Annotated in this window: 17 protein-coding genes; 1 reads left to right on the forward strand and 16 read right to left on the reverse strand. The window is 66.7% G+C overall.

Annotated elements, in window-relative coordinates; genetic code table 11:
• From nuoF to BMZ69_RS02040, 7 genes are all read right to left on the reverse strand, one after another.
• Positions 1-1,305, reverse strand: a complete 1,305-nt coding sequence (nuoF, locus tag BMZ69_RS02010; protein ID WP_092154251.1) for an NADH-quinone oxidoreductase subunit NuoF — start codon at positions 1,303-1,305, stop codon at positions 1-3.
• Positions 1,306-1,316: 11 nt separating this feature from the next.
• The gene (gene nuoE / locus BMZ69_RS02015) at positions 1,317-2,558 is read right to left on the reverse strand and encodes an NADH-quinone oxidoreductase subunit NuoE (protein ID WP_092154253.1); all 1,242 of its coding nucleotides are present in this window, start codon (positions 2,556-2,558) and stop codon (positions 1,317-1,319) included.
• The gene (locus BMZ69_RS02020) at positions 2,558-3,748 is read right to left on the reverse strand and encodes an NADH-quinone oxidoreductase subunit D (RefSeq protein ID WP_092154256.1); all 1,191 of its coding nucleotides are present in this window, start codon (positions 3,746-3,748) and stop codon (positions 2,558-2,560) included. The genes nuoE and BMZ69_RS02020 overlap by 1 nt, the downstream gene beginning before the upstream one ends.
• Positions 3,745-4,182, reverse strand: coding sequence for a GFA family protein (locus BMZ69_RS02025; RefSeq protein WP_092154258.1), 438 nt, complete (start codon positions 4,180-4,182; stop codon positions 3,745-3,747). Before BMZ69_RS02025 ends, BMZ69_RS02020 begins: the two co-directional genes overlap by 4 nt.
• A gap of 4 nt (positions 4,183-4,186) precedes the next feature.
• Positions 4,187-4,792 (reverse strand): NADH-quinone oxidoreductase subunit C, encoded by a 606-nt coding sequence (locus BMZ69_RS02030; protein WP_092154260.1) that lies wholly within the window; start codon positions 4,790-4,792, stop codon positions 4,187-4,189.
• Between the two features lie 36 nt (positions 4,793-4,828).
• Positions 4,829-5,407, reverse strand: coding sequence for a NuoB/complex I 20 kDa subunit family protein (locus BMZ69_RS02035; protein ID WP_092154635.1), 579 nt, complete (start codon positions 5,405-5,407; stop codon positions 4,829-4,831).
• A gap of 79 nt (positions 5,408-5,486) precedes the next feature.
• Positions 5,487-5,852, reverse strand: coding sequence for an NADH-quinone oxidoreductase subunit A (locus BMZ69_RS02040; protein ID WP_092154638.1), 366 nt, complete (start codon positions 5,850-5,852; stop codon positions 5,487-5,489).
• Between the two features lie 418 nt (positions 5,853-6,270).
• On the opposite strand from BMZ69_RS02040, the gene BMZ69_RS02045 reads away from it, so the two are divergent.
• Positions 6,271-6,888, forward strand: coding sequence for a YcbK family protein (locus BMZ69_RS02045; protein WP_092154262.1), 618 nt, complete (start codon positions 6,271-6,273; stop codon positions 6,886-6,888).
• Between the two features lie 73 nt (positions 6,889-6,961).
• Here BMZ69_RS02045 and BMZ69_RS02050 read toward each other — a convergent pair whose 3' ends face one another.
• From BMZ69_RS02050 to BMZ69_RS02090, 9 genes are all read right to left on the reverse strand, one after another.
• A complete protein-coding gene (locus tag BMZ69_RS02050; protein WP_092154264.1) occupies positions 6,962-7,525 on the reverse strand; it encodes an NADPH-dependent FMN reductase in 564 nt (187 codons plus the stop codon).
• A 36-nt stretch (positions 7,526-7,561) separates the two neighbouring features.
• On the reverse strand, positions 7,562-7,849 hold the full coding sequence (locus tag BMZ69_RS02055) for a YciI family protein (RefSeq protein ID WP_092154266.1): 288 nt from the start codon (positions 7,847-7,849) through the stop codon (positions 7,562-7,564).
• Between the two features lie 59 nt (positions 7,850-7,908).
• A complete protein-coding gene (locus BMZ69_RS02060; RefSeq protein ID WP_092154268.1) occupies positions 7,909-8,889 on the reverse strand; it encodes a sugar ABC transporter substrate-binding protein in 981 nt (326 codons plus the stop codon).
• Positions 8,890-8,919: 30 nt separating this feature from the next.
• Positions 8,920-9,894, reverse strand: coding sequence for an ABC transporter permease (locus BMZ69_RS02065; RefSeq protein WP_092154270.1), 975 nt, complete (start codon positions 9,892-9,894; stop codon positions 8,920-8,922).
• Positions 9,891-10,844 carry an ABC transporter permease gene (locus BMZ69_RS02070; RefSeq protein WP_092154271.1) on the reverse strand — a complete coding sequence of 318 codons (954 nt, stop codon included), beginning with the start codon at positions 10,842-10,844 and terminating at the stop codon, positions 9,891-9,893. The genes BMZ69_RS02065 and BMZ69_RS02070 overlap by 4 nt, the downstream gene beginning before the upstream one ends.
• Positions 10,837-12,381: a sugar ABC transporter ATP-binding protein gene (locus tag BMZ69_RS02075; RefSeq protein WP_092154641.1), complete on the reverse strand. Its 1,545-nt coding sequence runs from the start codon at positions 12,379-12,381 to the stop codon at positions 10,837-10,839. Before BMZ69_RS02075 ends, BMZ69_RS02070 begins: the two co-directional genes overlap by 8 nt.
• Before the next feature lie 8 nt (positions 12,382-12,389).
• The gene (locus BMZ69_RS02080) at positions 12,390-13,748 is read right to left on the reverse strand and encodes an FAD-linked oxidase C-terminal domain-containing protein (RefSeq protein ID WP_092154643.1); all 1,359 of its coding nucleotides are present in this window, start codon (positions 13,746-13,748) and stop codon (positions 12,390-12,392) included.
• Between the two features lie 128 nt (positions 13,749-13,876).
• Positions 13,877-14,764: an intradiol ring-cleavage dioxygenase gene (locus tag BMZ69_RS02085; RefSeq protein WP_092154273.1), complete on the reverse strand. Its 888-nt coding sequence runs from the start codon at positions 14,762-14,764 to the stop codon at positions 13,877-13,879.
• Positions 14,761-15,678, reverse strand: a complete 918-nt coding sequence (locus BMZ69_RS02090; protein ID WP_092154276.1) for an NAD(P)-dependent oxidoreductase — start codon at positions 15,676-15,678, stop codon at positions 14,761-14,763. Before BMZ69_RS02090 ends, BMZ69_RS02085 begins: the two co-directional genes overlap by 4 nt.

Genomic DNA, 15,678 nt, shown 5'->3' on the forward strand with positions numbered 1-15,678 from the left:
TCACTCCGCCGCCATGAGCCTGACCGGCTCGCCATGCGGATTGGCGGCATAGTCGTCGATGCGCTGCTCGATCTCGTGACGGAAATGGTTGATCAGGCCTTGGATCGGCCAGGCGGCAGCATCGCCCAGCGCGCAGATGGTGTGACCCTCGATCTGCTTGGAAACGTCGAGCAGCATGTCGATCTCGCGCTTCTGGGCGCGGCCTTCGGCCATGCGGTTGACGACGCGCCACATCCAGCCGGTGCCCTCGCGGCAGGGTGTGCACTGGCCGCAGCTCTCATGCTTGTAGAAATAGCTGATGCGGGCGATGGCGCGGATGATGTCCGTCGACTTGTCCATCACGATCACCGCCGCCGTGCCGAGGCCCGACTTCAGCTTCGAGAGCGAGTCGAAATCCATCGGCGTGTCGATGATCTGCTCGGCCGGCACCATGCGCACCGAGGAGCCGCCGGGGATGACCGCCTTGAGATTGTCCCAGCCGCCGCGGATGCCGCCGCAATGGCGGTCGATCAGCTCGCGGAAGGTCAGGCCCATCGCCTCTTCGACATTGCAGGGCTTGTTCACATGGCCGGAGACGCAGAACAGCTTGGTGCCGACATTGTTGGGCGTGCCGATCGAGGAGAACCAGCTGGCACCGCGGCGCAGGATAGTCGGCGCGACCGCGATCGACTCGACGTTGTTGACGGTGGTCGGGCAGCCATAGAGGCCGACATTGGCCGGGAAAGGCGGCTTCAGCCGCGGCATGCCCTTCTTGCCCTCGAGGCTCTCCAGCAGCGCCGTCTCCTCGCCGCAGATATAGGCGCCGGCGCCGTGATGCACATAGAGATCAAAGGGATAGCCGTGCTTGTTGTTCTTGCCGATGAGGTTCGCCTCATAGGCCTCGTCGACGGCGCGCTGCAGCGCCTCGCGCTCGCGGACATATTCGCCGCGGATGTAGATGTAGGCGGCATGCGCGCCCATGGCGAAGGAGGCGATCAGGCAGCCCTCGACCAGCGTATGCGGGTCGTTGCGCATGATCTCGCGGTCCTTGCAGGTGCCCGGCTCCGACTCGTCGGCGTTGACGACGAGATAGTGCGGGCGCCCGTCGCTCTGCTTGGGCATGAACGACCATTTCAGCCCGGTCGGGAAGCCGGCGCCGCCGCGCCCGCGCAGGCCCGACTTCTTCATCTCGTCGATGATCCAGTCGCGCCCCTGCTCGAGCAGGAACTTGGTGCCGTCCCAGGCGCCACGTTGCATGGCGCCCTTCAGCGACAGGTCGTGAAGGCCGTAGAGGTTGGTGAAGATGCGGTCCCGATCAGCAAGCATCGTTGTTCGCCTCAGTTCGTCGGCTTGTCGCCGAGCTTGCTCTCCGGCCGCCAGCCGGTAGCGAGCCTCGATGCCTGCGAGATCCAGTCGTCACGGACCGCCCTGCCCTTGAAGCCGATCAGCCTTGCATCGACCCAGGCGAGCTCGGCCGGGGTCCAGGCCGCGACCTGGTCGAAGTGCCAGATGCCCATCTCGTTGAGAATCTTCGCCAGCTTGGGACCGACGCCCCAGATCAGCTCGAGATCGTCGCCCTTGCCGTCACGGGCCGCGGTCAGCAGCGCGGGCTTGGACTCGGCCACGGCGGGAGCCGGCTCGGCAGCCGGAGCGGCCTCGGCGGCCGGCGCCTTCGGAGCCTCGCTCTTGGTGGTGTCCTTGATCGCCTTGCCCGTCGCGGAGGGTGTATCCTGCGCGGCGCTCGCCGGCTGGTTCGGATCGGACGGCTTGGGACGGGCCGGCGCCGCGGCCTCGGGAGCCGGCGCGGTCTTGACGTCGGTCGGACCGGCCTTGGCCGTCGCGGCGGCCGTCTCGGCTTCCGCCTTGGCCTTGGCCTCGGCCGCAGCCTTCTCGCTGGCGATCTTGATGGCCTCTTCGCGCTGCCTGGTGATGCGCTTCTGCCAGTCGCCGGCGCCGATCATCGAGCCGTCGAAGAGGGCCGGGTCCCTCAGCGTATCGCCGCCGCCGAGCGGCTCCGAGCAGGAGCGGTCGACCTGCGGGCCGGGCTTGGTCGGACGACCTTCGCGCAGGTCGCCGAGCAGCTTGCGGAAATTCTCGGGCGTCAGGTCTTCGTAATAGTCGAAATTGATCTGCGCCATCGGGGCGTTGCAGCAGGCGCCGAGGCATTCGACCTCGAGCCAGGACAACTTGCCGTCGGCGGTGACGGTCGACTGCGGGCCGATCACCTCCTCGCAGACCTTCTTCAGCGCCTCGGCGCCGCGCAGCGCGCAGGGCGTCGTGCCGCAGAGCTGGACGAAGTGCTGGCCGACCGGCTGCAGGCTGAACATGGTGTAGAAGGTCGCGACCTCCAGCACCCGCATCGGCGCCATGCCGAGCTTGCGCGCGACTTCCTCGATCGCGGCGCGCGGCAGCCAGCCATCATGCTGCTCCTGCGCCTTCCACAGCAGCGGGATCACGGCCGAGGCCTGCCGACCTTCAGGGTACTTTGCGATCTGCTGGTCGGCCCAGTTCTCGTTCGCCGCGGTGAAGGCGAAGGAGGCAGGCTGAACGTGATCAGGCGCGAGACGACGGACGGACATCAGCGGTCCACCTCACCAAAGACGATATCGAGGGAGCCGAGGATCGCGGAGACGTCGGCGAGCATGTGCTTGCGGCACATGAAATCCATGGCCTGGAGATGGGCGAAGCCCGGCGCCTTGATCTTGCAGCGATAGGGCTTGTTGGTGCCGTCGGAGACGAGATAGACGCCGAATTCGCCCTTGGGCGCCTCGACGGCGGCGTAGACCTCGCCCTCGGGCACCTTGTAGCCCTCGGTGTAGAGCTTGAAGTGGTGGATCAGCGCTTCCATCGAGCGCTTCATCTCGCCGCGCTTGGGCGGCACCATCTTGCCGTCGAGCGAGGAGACCGGGCCGCCGCCATCGGCCGAAAGCAGCTTTTCGCAGCACTGCTTCATGATGCGGACCGACTGGCGCATCTCTTCCATACGGATGCAGTAGCGGTCGTAGCAGTCGCCGTTCTTGCCGACGGGGATGTCGAATTCCATCTCCTCGTAGCACTCATAGGGCTGCGCCTTGCGCAGGTCCCAGGGCGCGCCGGAGCCGCGCACCATCACGCCCGAAAAGCCCCATTTCCAGCAGGTTTCGAGATCGACGACGCCGATGTCGACATTGCGCTGCTTGAAGATGCGATTGTCGGTGAGCAGGCCTTCGAGATCGTCGCAGACCTTGAGGAACGGATCGCACCATTCGGCGATGTCATGGATCAGCGAGGTCGGCAGGTCCTGGTGGACGCCGCCCGGCCGGACATAGGCCGCGTGCATGCGCGCGCCGCAGGCCCGCTCGTAGAAGATCATCAGCTTCTCGCGCTCCTCGAAGCCCCAGAGCGGCGGGGTGAGCGCGCCGACGTCCATCGCCTGCGTGGTGACGTTGAGGATATGCGAGAGGATGCGGCCGATCTCGGAATAGAGCACGCGGATGAGCTGGCCGCGGCGCGGCACGGTCACGCCCATCAGCTTCTCGACGCCGAGCGCGAAGGCGTGCTCCTGGTTCATCGGCGCGACATAGTCGAGCCGGTCGAAATAGGGCACGGCCTGGAGATAGGTCTTGTGCTCGATCAGCTTCTCGGTGCCGCGGTGCAGCAGGCCGATATGCGGGTCGACACGCTCGACGATCTCGCCGTCGAGCTCCAGCACCAGGCGCAGCACGCCGTGCGCCGCCGGGTGCTGCGGCCCGAAATTGATCGAGAAGTTGCGGATGTTGTGCTCGGTCATGTCCGGCCTTCCTGGGCGGCATGGAATTCGGCGATCACCTGCTCGCCGGTCTTGCGCCGGCGCTCGCCCGCGAAGGCGTAGAGGTCAGGCTTCTCGTCGATGAAGATCTCTTCGGCGAAGACGAGATCGGAAGGATTGTCGAGGCTCGGGAACGCCACGGCGACATGGCCCTCGCCCGAGCGCTGGCGCCAGAACAGGCTGGTGCCGCAGTTGCGGCAGAAGACGCGCTCGCCCCATTCGGAGGAGGTGTAGACGCCAAGGTGCGTCTCGTCGGCGATAGAGACGTCCGTGCAGGGCACGGTCATCAGCACGCCGCCGCTCCATTTGCGACACATGTCGCAATGGCAGACATCCATCTCCGGCTTGGCCATGGTCGCCGTGAAGCGCACCGAGCCGCAGAGACAGCCGCCGGAGAGTGTGTGGCCTTCGCCCATAAGCTCAGCCCGCCTTGGCCTTCTCGTCGCCCGGCAGGACGTATTCCGTCCCTTCCCAGGGCGAGAGGAAGTCGAAGTTGCGGAACTCCTGGTTCAGCTTCACCGGCTCGTAGACGACGCGCTTCTGCTCGTCGTCATAGCGGACCTCGACGAAGCCGGTCAGCGGGAAGTCCTTGCGCAGCGGATAGCCCTCGAAACCGTAATCGGTGAGGATGCGGCGCAGGTCCGGGTGGTTCGAGAACAGGATGCCGTAGAAATCGTAGGCCTCGCGCTCATACCAGTTAGCGGCCGGGAAGACCTCGATCACGGAGGGGACCGGAGTCGCCTCGTCGGTCTGGACCTTGACCCGGATGCGCCGGTTATGGCGCGGCGATAGCAGATGATAGACGACCTCGAAGCGCTTCTCGCGCTGCGGATAGTCGGCGCCGGCGATATCGGTGAAATTGACGAAGCGGAAGCGCGGATCGTCATAGAGGGTCTTGAGGACCCGCACGATCTCTGCCGCCTCGGCCAGCACCGTGATCTCGTCGAAGGCGACGATGATATCGGTCACCGCGCCGGGCAGCGCCGCCTTGATCTCTTCGCCCAATGTCACGAGCGCTTCGCTCATCGCATCACCTTCGCAAGCCGCCGGTCGCCAAGCGCCTCAGCGCTCGATCGTCCCGGTCCGCCGGATCTTCTTCTGCAGCAGCAGCACGCCATAGAGCAGCGCTTCCGCGGTCGGCGGGCAGCCGGGCACATAGACGTCGATCGGCACGATGCGGTCGCAGCCGCGCACCACCGAATAGCTGTAGTGGTAATAGCCGCCGCCATTGGCGCAGGAGCCCATCGAGATGACGTAGCGCGGCTCCGGCATCTGGTCGTAGACCTTGCGCAAGGCCGGAGCCATCTTGTTGGTCAACGTGCCGGCGACGATCATCACGTCCGACTGGCGCGGGCTGGCGCGCGGCGCGAAACCGAAGCGCTCGACATCATAGCGCGGCATCGACAGCTGCATCATCTCGACCGCGCAGCAGGCGAGGCCGAAGGTCATCCACATCAAAGAGCCGGTGCGGGCCCAGTTGATCAGGTCGTCGCTCGCCGTGACGAGGAAGCCCTTGTCGGCCAGCTCGTTGTTGATCTCGACGAAATAGGGATCGCGGGTGCCGAGCGGCTTGCCGTCGGGGCCGAGCAGGCCCCTGGGAGCCTGCGCGACGAGCGGATCACCGCGATCGATCGCTGTCATGGCCATCAGTTCGAACCTTTGGGTTTCGTCGAATGTAAGAATACGGACAGGAGCCTATCAGGTCTCTGCGACAAAGCGATCAGTCCCACTCGAGCGCGCCCTTGCGCCACTCGTAGACGAAGCCGACCGTCAGCACGCCGAGGAAGACCATCATCGACCAGAAGCCGAGCCAGCCGAGCCCGCCGAAGGCGACCGCCCAGGGGAAGAGGAACGCGACTTCGAGATCGAAGATGATGAAGAGGATGGCGACGAGATAGAAGCGCACGTCGAACTTCATGCGCGCATCGTCGAAGGCGTTGAAGCCGCATTCATAGGCGGAGAGCTTTTCGGCATCCGGCTTGGAATAGGCCACGGCGAAGGGCGCGATCAGCAGCGCCAGGCCGATCACCAGCGACAGGCCGATGAAGATCACCAGGGGCAGATAGTCCGACAGCAGGGACTGCACAGGAAGAGCTTGCATCTGTCACCCCGCTTCAACCCGGCGCCGCGACTGGCGCCCTCAATCTCGCCAGTCGATTAGACCCTGCTTTAGAATCACGCAAGGGTTCGCCGCGCCGCACAACGCGGCTGTCGCCATGTCTTTGCCGCATATGTCGAGCCGACCAGCGAAACTGTCACGATTCCCGGCCGTTTCGGCTCCGATTTTCGCGATCGGCGACGCTGGGCGCAAGGCGGTTGTCGCGGCGCGCCGAAGCATGGCAAACCGGGACGTAACGTCAGTCTTCGGCGCCGGCACGATTCGTCGGCAGGCATTGCCGATGCGTCAGGAGAACCGGTGCGGGAATGCCGAGGCCAACAACGCATCGTGATCGCGATATCCCGGCCACTGCCCCGCCATCGGCGTCCCGCGCCTCGTGAGTTTCATGCGGGGAGTCGCCCTTTCCAGTGCCTGTGCGGCGGTGATGGCGTTCGGCAGCGCGGCCGTAGCACAGCAGATGATGCTCGCGCCCCTGCCGCCCGAGCGCCCGTTCGACCTCGACCTGCAGATCAAGCCGGGCGCGCCACCGATCGTCGTCCTTCCACAGGCTCCGGCCGAAGCCAGCGCCACGACGACGCCAGGGCCGGCGCCCACCCTCGCCCAACCCGAGCCCGACGACGACGAGGGACCGGAATGGCCGCAGCGCACACCGGGTCAGACCGCCGAGGAACCCGCCTTCGACCCCAATGAGAAACCCGACAGGCCGGGCATCTCGACCGATCCCGGCACCTCGATCGTCTGTCTGCCACCGGTGCTGAAGAGCATCCTCGGCAAGATCTCGGACAAATACGGGGCGGTGAAGGTGACCTCGACCTGGCGCCCGCCCTGGCGGGCGCGGCGCGGCTCCTATCACAAGCGCTGCGAAGCGATGGACTTCCGCGTGCCCGGCGTCAGGCCGCGCACCGTCCTGGAATGGGCCCGCACCCTGCCCGAGGTCGGCGGCAACAAGGTCTACTGGAACGGATTGATCCATATCGATACGGGACCGCGCCGGCCCTGGTGATCGGCTGCGGCAGCACGCGTCGGTTTCAACACGTTCGGGCTCGAAAATCGCGTTCGTTCGGACGCTTGGTGATCTAGGCCAGCCGATTACGCCAGTCGCGCAGCGCTTCCAGCAGCTGGCGGATGAAGCCGGCGGTCGCCTCGTCGGTCAGCTTGCCGGCCTCGTCGAACTTGGTCTGGGCGGCGCCGATCATCACCTCCGGCTTGTTGAGCGGGAAGGCGTTGAGGAAGATCAGCATCTGCCGCAGATGATACTGCGCCCGCGCCGTGCCGAGGACGCCGCCGCTCGCGCCCATGATCGCCACCGGCTTGTTGTCGAAAGGCTGGCTCGGCGGGCGCGAGGCCCAGTCGATCGCGTTCTTGAGCACGCCCGGGATCGAATAGTTGTACTCCGGCGTCACGAACAGGATCGCATCGGCCGCCGCGAGCTGGTCGCGGAAGCGCTGGACCTGAGGCGGATAACCGGCGACGCGGACATCGTCGTTATAGAGCGGCAGGTCGCCGATCTCGGCGATCTCGATCGTCATCCCCTCCGGCGCCAGCGCTATGGCCGCCTTCAGCGCAGCGGTGTTGTAGGAGCCGGCCCGCAAGCTGCCCGAAATCCCGACGACCCGGATCGGGCCTCCATCCTTAGCCATGTCTTGTCTCCTGGAACGCTTGGTCGATTGTCGGGCTCAGCCCTGGCGCTTGATGAAGCCGGTGATCGTGACGCGATCCCAGATGCCGGCGACGTGGAACGGATCGGCGGCATTGAAGCGCTCCACGGTCGCAAGGTCCACCGCCTCCACGACGAAGAGGCTGCCGATCATGGTCACGCCGTCCTCGGCGACCAGGGGGCCCGACATCACGATCCGGACACCTCGCGCTTCAGTGTCCGACAGGAAGGCCTTGTGGGCATCGTAGTTGGCGAGACGGGCCGGGAGTGCGCCAAGCTTGTCGAGCGCGTGGATCACGAACAGCATGTGGTGAGGCTCCTATCGGCGGCCGGGCCATGCGCCGGCCGCCTTGGACGAGGTTCAGGTTACTTGCTGGCCAACGCCGCCGCCTCGCTCCAGCTCGGGCAGCTGCGCGATTCCAGCGGGCTGTCATAGGGCTGGAAGTTCGAGGCGTTCACCACGGTCGGCTTCAGCACCACCTCGGTGACGATCGGCTCCTTGCGCAGGGCCCGGATCGCGACCAGCGTGCCGATGCAGCCCTGCAGGAAGCCGTTATAGTCGCCAGAGGCGAGCAGCTTGCCGGTCTTGATGGCGTCGACCGCCTCCTTGGTGCCGTTGATGCCGACGACCTTGGCCTTGCGGTTGGCGCCGTCGAGCGCCTCGATCACGCCGATCGCCATCGCATCGTTGGCGGCGAGCACGCCGTCGATCTGCGGATGCGACTGCATCAGGTTCTCCATCACCTGCAAGCCCTGCAGGCGCTGGTAGTTCGCCGGCTGGCTGGCGAGCAGCTTGACGTCCTTGAACTCCTTGATCGCGTCGTTGAAGCCGCGGACACGGTCGATATTGGTCAGCGAGCCCTTGACGCCCTCGAGGATGACGACATTGCCCTTGCCGCCGATCTCCTTCAGCAGGAAGCGCGCCGTCTCCAGGCCGAGGCTGTAATCGTCGGCCCCGACGAAGGCGAGGAACTTGCCGCCGGCGCTGCGGTCGGTGACGTTGACGATCGGGATCTTGGCATCGTTGATCTGCTCGACGCCCGGCACCATCGCCTTATAGTCGACGGGGACGAAGACGATGGCGCTCGGCTTCTTGACGATCACGTCCTCGACCTGGCTGAGCTGCTCGGGGATCGAGTCCGGCTTGGTCGGGATATAGTGCACCGCCTTGGCGCCGAGCGATTTCGCCGCGACCTCCGCACCGACCCGCACCGTCTGGAAATAGGGATTGGTCTGGTTCTTGGTGAAGACCGCGATCGTCTCGCCTGCGGCGAGCGCCGCGCTGGAGATCAGGATCGCGGGCAGCACTGCGGCGAGAAGCTTCGCGTTCAATTTCACTTTGGACATGGTTTTCCTACCTTGGTTTCGTTGCTTGGTTCAGGTGCGCCGGCGGCCGACCATGTCGAACCAGACGGCGAGGATGACGATTAGGCCGGTGACCAGCGGCTGCCAGTTGGCATTGACGGCCAGCAGGTTCATGCCGTTCAGCACCAGCGTCAGGATGAGGGCGCCGATGAAGGTGCCGAAGACGCTGCCGACGCCGCCGAACAGCGAGGCGCCGCCGATCAGCGCCGCGGCGATCGCCGGCAGCGTCATCGCCTCGCCGATATCGCCCTCGGCCGAGTTCAGCCGGGCAAGGAAGACGATCGAGGCGACGCCCGCCATGGCGCCGGAGAAGGCGTAGACCAGGATCAGGCGGCGATCGACCGGAATGCCGGTGAGGCGGGCCGCGACCGGATTGGCGCCGATGGCGTAGATCTGCTGCCCCCAAATGGTGCGCTGGGCGAAGATCGTGCCCGCCAGCAGGAAGGCCAGCATCAGATAGACCGGGATCGGCACCCCCAGGAAATAGCCCGAGCCGATCTGGCGGAAGCTGGGCGGGAAGCCGTGGATGGTCTCGCCGGCCATGTAGTAATAGGTGATGCCGTGCAGCACCCAGAGCATGCCGTAGGTGGCTATGAAGGACGGGATCCTGAGCTTGGCCACCATCAGCCCGTTGCAGATGCCGATGACGAGCCCGGTGGCGAGCCCCGTCAGCGTGCCGAGCACCGGCGAACCGGTCGCCTTGATCACCGTCGCCGCGAAGCAGGCGGAGAGGCCGATATTGGCGCCGACCGAGAGATCGAGGCCGCCGGTCAGGATCACCAGCGTCAGCCCCGAGGCCAGGAAGAACAGCAGGCTCGCCTGCCGAAGCACGTTGAGGATGTTGTTGGCGGTGAAGAAGGCCTCGGTCGCGATGCTCAGGACGAGGCAGAGCAGCGCCACCGCGAGCAGTCGATAGGCAAGCTGCTGCGTCTCGCGCGAGAGATGGAAGCCGGCGGGGCGCGCGGCGGTGTCGCTTGCGATGCTCATGACCTCGTGCTCCGCAGGCTGTCGACGAGAAGGGCGGCGATGACGAGGGCGCCGATGCAGGCGACCTGGACCGAGGATGGCACGGCCATCAGGTTGAGGCCGTTGCGCAGCACGCCGACGGTGAGCACGCCGAGCAGCGTGCCGAAGAGCCAGCCATTGCCCTTGTCGAAGGAGGTTCCGCCCAGCGCGACCGCGGCGATGGCGTCGAACTCCAGGCCGATCGCGGCGGTCGGGTGGCCGGCATTGATGCGCGCGGTCATCAGCAGGGCAGCGACACCGGCCATCGCGCCGCCGAGCATGTAGACCGCGACGAGCAGCCGCTTCCACGCGACGCCGGCCAGCGTCAGCGCATCGCGGTTGCCGCCGAGCGCGCAGACATAGGTGCCGAAGCGGGTGTGGTAGAGCAGGATGTGGAAGAGCGCGTAGAAGCCGGCGCCGATCAGGATCGGCGTCGGGATGCCGAAGGTCTCGCCGGAATAGACCAGCCGGACGAAGCGCGGGATGCCGACGACGCTCTGGCCGTCGCTGACCACGAGCGCGAGCCCCTGCGCCGCACCGAGCGTGCCCAGCGTCGCGACGAAGGGCGGGATCGAGAGCCCAGCGATCAGCCAGCCATTGACGAGGCCAAAGGCGAGGCCGACGGCGAGTGCGCCGATGAGGCCGAGCACCAGCGACTGCGTCGCCACCACGATGAGCGCCAGCACCAGCGAGGCCAGCGTCAGCACCGCGCCCATGGAGAGGTCGAGCCCCTCGGTCATGATGATCAGCGTCATCGGCAAAGCGAGCAGCAGCAGGATGACCGACTGCACCAGCACATTGGAAAGGTTGCCGGCGGTGAGGAAGCCGGGGCTCGCCAGCGCAAAGAGTAGCGAGAGCCCGGCCAACGCGACGGCGACGCCCGGCACGGCCGGGAGGCGCGGCAAGGGAGAGGAGATCGCCTGATCAGCCATGGTGCATCCCCATTCGGACGATGTTCTCTTCGGAGAGTTCGGCGCGGGAGAGTTCGCCGACGAGGCGCTTGCCGCGCATGACGTAGGCGCGGTCGCAGACATGAACGATCTCGGCCTGTTCGGAGGAGATCATCAGCACCGCTGCGCCATCGGCGACGAGCTGGTCGATCAGCGCGAAGATCTCGGACTTGGCGCCGACATCGATGCCCCGCGTCGGCTCGTCGAAGATGAACAGCCGCGTGCCGGCGGCGAGCCATTTGCCGATCACCACCTTCTGCTGGTTGCCGCCGGAGAGCAGCGCGACGCTCTGGTTCGGCGAGGGCGTCGCGATCCGCAGCCGCTTGATCAGCTCCTCGGCCGAGCGCCTTGCCTGAGCGGGCGAGAACAGCTTGTTCGGAAAGAGCTTGGGCAGCCCGGCGACGGCGAGATTGTCGGCGACGGTGCGGATCAGCGCGAGCCCTTCCGTCTTGCGGCTTTCCGGGATGAGGCCGACACCGGCCATGGTCGCGGCGTCGGGCCCTCCCCGTCTGGCTTTTCCGAAGATGCTGATCTCACCGGCCGTGACCTCGTCGGCGCCGAAGATGGCGCGCGCGACCTCGCTCCGGCCGGAACCGACCAGGCCGCAGAGGCCGACGATCTCGCCTGCCCGTACGGTGAGATCGATGTCGCGGATACCGTTCTTCGCCGCCAGCCCCTTGACCTCCAGCGCGATCTCACCGGGTTTCTCAGCGAAGTTGCGCGGATAGCTCATGTCGACGGTGCGGCCGACCATCATGCGCACGAGCTCGTCCGGCGTGGTCTGGCCCGGCCGCGCCCGGCCGACGAGCTTGCCGTCGCGCAGCACGGTGATGCGGTCGCCGAGCGCGAACACCTCCGCCATGCGGTGCGAGATGTAGACGATGGCGACGCCCTTGGCCTGGAGCTGGCGCATCACCTCGAAGAGGCGCTCGGTCTCCCGGTCGGAGAGCGCGGCGGTCGGCTCGTCCATGACGAGGATGCGCGCGTTCTGGGAGAGGGCCTTGCCGATCTCGACCATCTGCTGCTGGGCGACGCCGAGCGTATGGACCTTGGTCCTGGGATCGATGTCGAGGCCGATCAGATCGAGCACCGCCTGCGCCTCGCGATAGAGCCGCCGGCGGTCGACGAGCCCCGGAATACGCGACGGAAATTCGCGGCCGAGGAAGATGTTCTGCGCCACGTCGAGATAGGGGACGAGCGAGAATTCTTGGAAGATCACGGCGATGCCGAGCTTGCGCGCATCGGCCGGCGAGCGGATCTCGACCTTCTCGCCCTTGTGGAAATACGCGCCGGCATCGGCCTGATAGGCGCCGCACAGCACCTTCATCAGCGAGGATTTGCCGGCGCCGTTCTCGCCGAGCAGCATGTGCACCTCGCCCGGCCAGAGCGCGAACGAGACGTCGTCGAGCGCCTTCACGCCGGGGAAGGTCTTGGAAATGCCCCTCAGCTCGAAGAGCGGTGCGCCTTCGGCCGCCGCGGGCGGTGGCGAGGTCGTGTCGAAGTCGGGCTTGATCGCCATCAGCGCGCTCATCGGGCGCCTCCCATCTGCGCGGACGAGCGGAAGATCTTGCCGGGGTTCATGATTCCCAGCGGGTCGAGCGCCTGCTTCACCAGGCGCATGGCGTCGACGGTCTCGCCGAGCTCCAGTTCGAGGAAGTCGATCTTGCCGAGGCCGATGCCGTGCTCGCCGGTGCAGGTGCCGTCGAGCGCGATCGCCCGCCTGACCAGGCGTTCGTTGAACGCCTTCACCCGGGCGACCTCCTCGGCGCTGTCGGGATCATGCAGGACGAGCAAATGGAAATTGCCGTCGCCGACATGCCCGACGACCGGGGCAACGAGGCCGCTCTCCGCGATGTCGGCAGCGGTAGCGACAAGGCATTCGGCCAGGCGCGAGATCGGCACGCAGACATCGGTGACCAGGGCGCGCGCGCCCGGCCGCAAGGCGAGCCCGGCATAGAGTGTGTTGTCGCGGGCCTGCCAGAGGCGGCTGCGCTCCTCAGGCGCGGTCGCCCAGGAAAAGCCCTGCCCGCCGAACTCTTCGGCCAGCGCCTGCGCGGTCTCCGCCTGCTCGGCGACAGAGCCCTTCGAGCCGTGGAACTCGAAGAAGAGATGCGGCGCTTCCGGCAGTCCTAGCTTCGCGTGCAGGTTCATGCCGCGCATCATCACCGCGTCGAGCAATTCGATGCGCGCCACCGGGACGCCGGACTGGATCACCGCGATCGCCGTGCCGACCGCCGATTTCAGATCGGGAAAGGCGCAGACGGCCGAGGAGATGGCCTCCGGCTGCGGATGGAGCTTCAGCGTCACCTCGGTGATGACGCCGAGCGTCCCCTCCGCGCCGACGAGCAGGCGGGTCATGTCGTAGCCCGCGGCGGATTTGCGGGCGCGCCGGGCCGTGCGGATCACGCGGCCATCGGCGAGCACAGCCTCCAGCGCCAGCACATTGTCCTTCATCGTGCCATAGCGCACCGCCATGGTGCCGGAGGCGCGGGTCGAGGCCATGCCGCCGATCGAGGCGTCGGCGCCGGGATCGATCGGGAAGAACAGGCCGGTATCGCGCAATTGCGCATTGAGCTGCTTGCGGGTGATGCCGGGCTGGACGCGGACATCCATGTCTTCCGGACTCGCCGCCAGCACCTTGTTCATGCGCGACATGTCGAGGCAGACGCCGCCCAGAGGCGCTGCGGCATTGCCTTCGAGCGAGGTGCCGGCTCCGAACGGAATGATCGGCAGCTGGAGATCGCGGCAGATCGTGACGATGCCGCGCATCTCCTCGGTCGTTTCCGGGAAGACGACGAGATCGGGCGGCGAGGCCGCATGATAGGCCTCGCTGCGGCCATGGTCGGCAAGGACACCGGCGGCGCGGCTGACGCGCGGGCCGAGCATCTGTGCCAGCCGCGCCAGCGCCGTTTCCGTGGCGCTGCCATCCGGGGATGGTCTGGTCAACATGGTTTCTCCCTCCGCGATGGGCCCGCTGGCCGGGCTCTCTCGATTTGCGGTCGATGGTCGAGGCCTCAGGCGGCGCGATGTGCTGCCTCTGAAGCGGGGTTGAGCTGAAAATCGTAGCTCAGGCAGCACCACTGCCGGTCGAGCGTCCGGCCGTCCGGGGCGGTGCCGGCCGGCTGCTCTGTGAAGTCGCTGATCAGCGAGTCCTTCACGCCGAAGACGGCGTCGGAATCGAGGTACTGGTCGCCGGAGACGAAGACATGGGTGACGAGCTTTTCGTGCCCCGGCGCCGCGATCATGAAATGGACATGCGCCGGCCGCCAGGGATGGCGCCCTTGCGCCTCCAGCATCTTGCCGACCGGTCCGTCATGCGGGATCGGATAGGCCGCCGGCTTGATCGACCAGAAATGGAAGCGACCCTGCGCGTCGGTACGGAAGCGGGCCCGGGCTACGAGATCGGTCGCATCCTCCGAATGCTGGACGTCGTAATAGCCGTCCTCGTCGGAATGCCAGACATCGACGATCGCCCCGGCGAGCGGGCTGCCATCGGCAGCGGTGACGGAGCCGGAGACATGCATCGGCTCGCCCGGCAGCTCGCCGGAGATGTCGCTGCCCAGCGCCGCTTCCGGCGGCCCCTCGACATAGAAGGGGCCGAGCACGGTGCTCTCGGTGACGGCGCCCCGATGATCGTGGTTGATCGCGTCGACCAGCATGGAGACGCCGAGTGTGTCGGAGAGCAGGATGAACTCCTGGCGCGCCCCGGTGCACATCTGGCCGGTATCGGTCAGGAAGGCGATGCCCTTGGCCCATTCCTCCTGCGTCGGGCGGATTTCGCGGATGAAATCGTGGAGATGGCGGACCAGTGCCTCGCTGATCTGCTTGGTGCGTGCATCCGGGGCGGCGGCGACGCGTTCGAGCACCGCCTGGGTGATGCTGTCCTGGTCGAAGTTCCTCATGCAAGCCTCCCTTCATTGGTGTCGAGATCGGGCTCGCCGAGGCCGGCGAGCCATTCGGCGAGACGCACGGTCGAGATGAAATCCGCCTCGCCCTCGCCGCGCCCGATCAGGGCGCCGTAGGTCTCGCGCGTCAGGCTCGCCAGGGGCAAAGCCATCTCGGCGGCCTGGCCGGCGCCGATGATCAGGTCGAGATCCTTGGCCATCTGCCGGCAGGAGAAGGTCGAGCCGAAGTCGCGCGTCTCCAGGCTCTTGGCCTTGTAATGGACCATGGGCGAGCCGACTGCGCTGTTGGTCAGAACGTCCAAAATGTCCTGCCAGGCGAGATTGCCCTTGCGGGCGAGGACGATGCTCTCGCCCATCATCGCCGCCGAGACCGCGATCATCAGGTTGACGGCGAGCTTGGCGAAGCGGGCCTCCTCGGCCTCGCCGAGATATTTCTGGACGCGGGTGAAATCCTGCGCGATCGGGAGGAAGGCGTCGAAGGCGGCGCGCGGCCCGGAGACGAAGCAGGTCAGGTTGCCGGTATGGGCGATGGCAGCGTTGCCCGAGACCGGAGCGCGCAGGTAGAGCACGCCGCGCTGCGCCGCCGCCCGCGCCACTTCGGCCGAGATCGTCGGGCTGACGGTCGAGGTCTCGACCAGGACGGCGCCCTCGCGCATCGCCTCGAAAAGCCCGCCCGAAATCGCGACGGCGGCGAGCACCTTGTCGTCCGGCAGCGAGGTGACGACGATGTCGCGCCCGGCCGCATCCGCAAGCGTGGCGGCAGGCCTGACACCGCCTGCGGACGCTGCGGCGATACGCTCCTGGTCGCGGTCGAAGCCGGCGATGTCATGTCCGGCCGCCGCCAGGCGGGACGCGATGGGCAGCCCCATCTTGCCGAGCCCAATCCAGCCGATGGTGTGGGTGTCGCTCAT

The organism is Allobosea sp. CRIB-10 (assembly GCF_900112185.1).
In the GTDB taxonomy this organism is placed as follows: domain Bacteria; phylum Pseudomonadota; class Alphaproteobacteria; order Rhizobiales; family Beijerinckiaceae; genus Allobosea.